Origin of the sequence: Bacteroides sp. UBA939, assembly GCF_002293435.1 — a bacterium.
Taxonomy (GTDB): domain Bacteria; phylum Bacteroidota; class Bacteroidia; order Bacteroidales; family Bacteroidaceae; genus Bacteroides.
In genome coordinates, this window is the sequence record NZ_DBDF01000008.1 from 1 (window position 1) to 6,095 (window position 6,095).

1 protein-coding gene is annotated in these 6,095 nt (G+C 47.0%); it reads right to left on the reverse strand.

Going from position 1 to position 6,095, the window contains the following annotated elements; genetic code table 11:
- Window positions 1–120: 120 nt before the first annotated feature.
- Window positions 121–5,901 carry an alpha-2-macroglobulin family protein gene (locus B2Z67_RS00705; protein ID WP_291527896.1) on the reverse strand — a complete coding sequence of 1,927 codons (5,781 nt, stop codon included), beginning with the start codon at window positions 5,899–5,901 and terminating at the stop codon, window positions 121–123.
- Window positions 5,902–6,095: the final 194 nt, after the last annotated feature.

Sequence of the window (6,095 nt, forward strand, 5' to 3'; positions counted from 1 at the left end):
AGGAGAATAGAGATACTGCTGATAATCAATACTGAGATACTACTGATAATCAACACCAAGATACTGTTGATAATCAACCCCAAGATACTTCACCAACACGGATAACTTACGAAATCCAAATCACTCCACATCAACTTTCCCCGATGCCGAATGAGCAGCATATTCAGGTGTATAAGCCGATTGTATCGTTGCCAGCCCCGCTTCGTATTGTCCGCTGCGGGCAACACGGTAACTGTATTCCAGCACATACACGCCTTTACTCAACTTGTCGAAGAAGAAGTTAGTGGACGCGTCTTCTATCTCCACGTAATAACCCGTTCCGCTACCCCAACGGTAACCGGACAGTGAATTTTCCGGTTCGAAACATGCGCCACGCTGGTCTTTTAACTGTACAAAGTCCATTGCACGGTCGAGGCGTATCGTCAGGCGCGAAACAACTTTATCGCCTACCGCCAGCCGGGTGGAAGCAGTAATGGGTTGCAACTCTTTCTTGCCACCGGTTAAGGTACGTTCTACGAAGAGTTTCTTCTCAACAGCCAGTTCACCGCCTTGCTGCCTCACGTCAGAAACCGGCGATAGATACTGTGCATAAACCGCTCCCCAGGCAATGCCCGCATCACGTTTCTCTACGGTAACGGATTTCGCTTTCAACTCCGGACTGCCTTGTGCAAAACTCTCCTTGAGATAACCCAATCCGGGAACAGCAGCCTCAACAGGAACAGCAGTTTCCATAACCTTATTGCCAAGGACAATGCGCACATCACCACGTGATGCCAGCAAATCAATGCCCTGACAGAGCAACGCATAAACGGCATCAGCCGTCACAACCGGAGAGTTCCAGCTTGTGGTCTGTTTCTGCTTCAGCAGCCAGAGTTTCATTTCTTCCACCAACGCATCATTACCTCCTGCCAGACGCAGAGCTTCCATCACCTCAACCTGTACGGAAACGGAGTGCATGCCCCACAGATAAGGAGTTTCATAGAAAGCAAAGTATGCGCCACGTTCATCTGTCTGCACCAGATGCTCTTTCAGGGAAGCGACAAATTCATCAGCCTCGGCTGTAAGACCCGCCTTTTGCAGAACAATAGCCGATTGCGCCTTTACTCCCATCGCAGTTGAATTCAGATTTCCCCTTACCATAGAAAGGAAATAGCGGTAAGCCTCTTCATTGAGCGCGGGTACTTTCTCACCGGAAACAGCGATAAGATAGAGGTATTGCATTGCTGAAGACGAGAGGGTGGTCGCCTTCGCCCCATTCTTCTCCGCCTTGCGGATATTCTTATACTCTTCCAACGCTTGATTATGCAGATAATTGAATGCTTTCTGTTGCATGGAAAGGGCATCGGCAGGGTTCTTCTGTCCTGTCAGTATTGGCAGGCGAACCAGAAGTCCGGTAATGTATCCCGTCATACTGCGGTTGCCCGGCATACCTTTATACCAGCTCCAACTACCATCGGCGTCTTGCAATTCCTGCAATTTGGTGAGGATAGTCACGTTGTTGTTAGACAAGTTATTCAGGTCGAACAAGGTGGCGATACGCGCCTGTTGTTCGGCTTCGGTGGTAGCTTCCATCAACCACGGGGTTTCTTCCAGCAAGATATTTTTCACATCCCGGTTCTTTTGCAATTGGCTGAGGAAAGTTTCTTTCTTACCGCCTTGCATACGCCAACTGTCGAAAACAGCCTTTATGCGCGGCTGACTGTTGGCTATGTAAGAAGCCAGGGAGTTGGCATAATAAGCTACCGCCCAGGAAGTGGCGTTATCGGTGCGCGGTTGACTCAGCGCGGGCAATGCCTGTACGGCATACCAGGCAGGGTTTCCGGTAAATTCTACTGTCAGGCGGCGGTTGGTAGCCGTACGGCTGTTATAGTTAAACAGGCTGTCTAAAGAGAAAGTACGGGTTTGCTCGCCGCGAACGGGCATGGCAAGAGTTTCCGTGACATACTCTTTATTGTCCAACACCGGCAGCAAGTGCTGCTCTCCATCACTGAATGTACCGCCGTCGGCAATCATACGAACGCCCAGAATATCATATTTACCGGTAATCGTAAAGCTGAAACTTACCGGTATCACTTTCCCCGCAGCAACGGTAAACGCCCGGCGTTGCGTAGAAATCACCTTATCCGTCATCGGGTCAAAAAGGGCAAACGTCGCTGTGCCTTTCAGTTCCTTACCGGTCAGATTGGTTACGGTTGCAGCAATATTGGTTTTATCGCCCACCCGTACAAAGCGCGGCATATTTGGAGAGAGCATAAACTCTTTTGCGGTAACAGCAGACGCATTCAGCATACCGGTCAGCATACCTTTTGTATGGGCATATCCGCGGAAGTTCCAACGGGTAAGGCTTTGCGGCATAGTAAAGGCGAAAGATACTTCTCCCTGCCCGTTGGTACGAAGTTGCGGATAGAAGAAAGCGGTTTCGGCAAAGTTGGTACGAAGTGCGGAAGGCTCTACGGCTTCACCAACCGCCGTTACCTGCTCTGTTGGAGGAACATAACGTACTTCAACAGCTTCATTCGTATCTGCATATCCTGCTTCCATGTTCGGAGCCCTTGATACGCCGGCAATCATATGCATCTCTGGACTTTCTTCCATCACATCTTCTTGCAATAAAAGCTCCTCAAAAATCGCATCCTCAGACAATGAATAACTGTAAAAACTATCATATATCAATACAGGTACTTTCCAGTTCTTCAACGGAGAAGTATAATAATAATACAGATTGTTCCTGTATCTTTCCTCCCAATAAGCATTAGGAACGTTACGACGATAAGCTACCGAGAAACTCTGACGGTTCGGATATATTTTATCCAAAGAAGCGTCGTACATTGTAGCGAGTATTTCGGCCATTGCAGGAGTATTGCCTTGCGGAGACTTTATTGTCAAACGCCACTCTTCTTCCTGCCCGGGAAGCAATTTATCGCGGAATACCTCCCACTTCATCTTCAGGGCTTTGTCCGGCATACGTTTTTTAAGCATTACTCTTTCCTGATAAACCTTGCCATTCTTGACGAAGGTGAAAAGATACCCTACCCCATCGCCATATTCTTCCGAATAAGGTATGTTAAACCGGACAATCGAATCGGACAGTTGGAACGCATTACTTTTCAGATAACGTTTACCGCTGAATACGTCCAGCATTACATAAACATCCTTTAAAGAGGTTCCGAAACTGAACTGCGCAGGATGTGTGGCATCAAACTGTTCGTTGCGGACATAGAACCACAGGTCGGACTTCGCAGCAGGACGATTATCGCCATAAGAGAACAGGACGATTGTTTTCTTGAAGTCGACGTTTCTACCTTGAGCGTCTTTAGCATTCAGTTGTAGTTCATACAAGCCCGAAGGCAAATTCTTCCACTCGGGCAACAAGGTCTCTACATTGGAAGTGAAATGTCCGCCGATGCTAACTAAAGAATCACCGTTTATCACTTGCATCAGACGATACTTCCCTTCCACGCTCACCGGTTCACCATTAAGATTTCTCGCATGGAAGGTCTGTTTGACGCTATCGTCTTTGCAGATACGTTCTTCCCCATCAACCGAAAGAATCAATGAGCGGTTACCTGCCGCCAACGATGTTATGGCCGTTTGCGTTTCGCCCGCCAGATTAGTAACTGACGCTTTTACTTGATAAGTATAGTACCAATCGCTATCATTTTCACCGTTGTTACCTTCCAGACAGACGGGAATGGCGAACTCTCCGTTATCGCCTATCGTCACACTACCCGATGCTATAGGAATACCGCCCAGCTCGAGTCCGTTCCGCCACCACGAATACGTGTCGCGGGTTACTGTATAATCCAACTTTACTCCCTGCAAAGGTACGCCACTGAAAGAACCGGCCTGACCTTTCACTTGTACGCTATCTCCTATCTGATAGGACTCCCTTTGAGGGTTGAACACGATATCGAAGGTTGGGCGCTTGTATTCTTCCACTCGTACGCTTGCCGAAGCATTAACTTCGCTACCGGATACTTCTACATTATAGCTGCCGTTCAGACAGGCTGCCGGAAGCACAAACTCGGTTGCAAAAGAACCGAATTCATTAGTACGCACACTTTTCTTTCCAATCTCCCTGCGGTTCACATCACGCAATACAACATCATATTCTTTATCCGGAACGACATCAGCCGTATCACTTTTCTGAGTATAGGCTATACCTTTCACATAAATAGTTTGCCCGGGGCGATACAGAGAACGGTCGGTCAACAACTTCAATTCATTAGACACCTCTTTGCGGCCATTTTGCCAAGCCGCAGAGGAACGGTAATACACTCGTTGAGATGGCATTGCCGTATCCGTCCCTTTTCGGGCAACCAATGCACGAATATTCGTACTCCACGTAAACATGACCTTGCCCAATGCATTTGTTGTCTTCCGGCTTATTTCCTTTCTGTTCGCACCGGAGGAAGTAGAATAGAAAATAACCTCGGCATCCGCAACTGGTTTTCCTGTTGCAGCGTCCAACACCATGGCTACGACCTTTTTATCCTGAGAAGGCAGAGACAAAGTCAAGACTTCAAACCGGGTGAGATAAATAAAGTGATCCGTACTTTCTCCTTTCTCACCATCAGGAACGGTCTGCATTACATAAATACCCGGTTCGTCGGGTAATAACAGGCTGAATCTCTCGGCTGTCAATTGATAATCCTTCGGACGCGATAAAGAGAAATGCTCGGTCTTTACCTTGCGGGCATATTTCTTATAAAAGGCGGAGTTAATCTGTGGCATTTCAGCAAGAGGCTCCGTCAAAGTGGTACGATACAAATGAATGGTAAATCCATCCAGATTCTGATGATCCACTTGTAGCAAGAGAGAGTCGCCGGGATAACCCGTATCATCCGCTCTAATGATGAGCCGGGGGTGCAAAATGTCTTCCTTCCTCTGGTATAAAGCTGATATACGTTTATATTTCGGATAACGATTGATAGCTTCATCACAGTACTGCAAAGCCTCTATGAACCTGAAATTACTACAATAATACCAGGCTTTGGCAAGATAAACCTCCGCACAGACTTCACGTTGGGCATAATCTTTAATCAAGCTATTCAAGGCTCTCAAATATGGACTGGCCTCTTCATCCATTTTGCGGCTTGCTATATGAAACAATAGAATAAAGTCCGTCGTACCTCTGCGCCATTCCCAATAATCCAGGGTTGTCAGTACGACAGCATCTTCCCGGTCGGGCATCTTCCGGTAGGCGCTTATCATCTGTTCGTAAATGCCCTGAATGTTTTCCCAGACAATCGTATCCATATCAAAGCCTCCTACATTCCGCAAGGCTTCAATAGCACGCGACGCCAGCAGGTGATACATGTCATGATGATAATACCCGCTCGCATCTCCTGAAATTACGAAAGGAATAAGAGTATGTGATGAAGTATTCAACAACTCCGTCGAGTCTTTCAATGCCTCAGCCGTGTATTTCATCACTTGCCGCACAAACAGGTTGGCGCTCCATTCGCGGATATCCTGCGGCAATGCGTCTTCATCCCAATCGAGCGAAGCACGCCGGCGCAGTTGCCACCGATTGTCGTTAGCATAGTCCGCATAAATATTTGCTACCAGCGAATTAAGCACGGCGCGGTTTACCACATTCTGTTCCTGTTGCGCCCATTGCTCCAGGCCTTTCAGGTTGACATAGAAACTGTCGGGAGTCAACTTTTCCTGTTGATCCTTCCGGTGTATGTATGCTTTCAGCATCTGCGGGGTATTCTTTTCCCGCTCTCCTTTCCGGAATATCTCATCCGTCAGCTTAATTACCGTTTGTGGCAGGCTCTTCTTCTGCGCCTGTTCTACTTGTTTCCACAAATTATCAAACGATTGCGCATGCAGCACGGGCATACCCCAAAACGCCGCCAGCAGTATCAAACTGCATATTCTCTGAATTCTTTTCATGGATATTATTCTGTTAGTCTTCGTACTAGCAACAAAGAAAGGGAATAAAGTCTAAATAAAGACAGCTTTTTTATATAAAAATATTAAATGCAGCATAAAGTTTCTATTTTGAAGCGGTTAATCTTATGAAGCAGTTAAATTTAGCTCACAAGCTGAATCTTTTTATGCTTAAGTACTGCTTAAAAAATAACTTG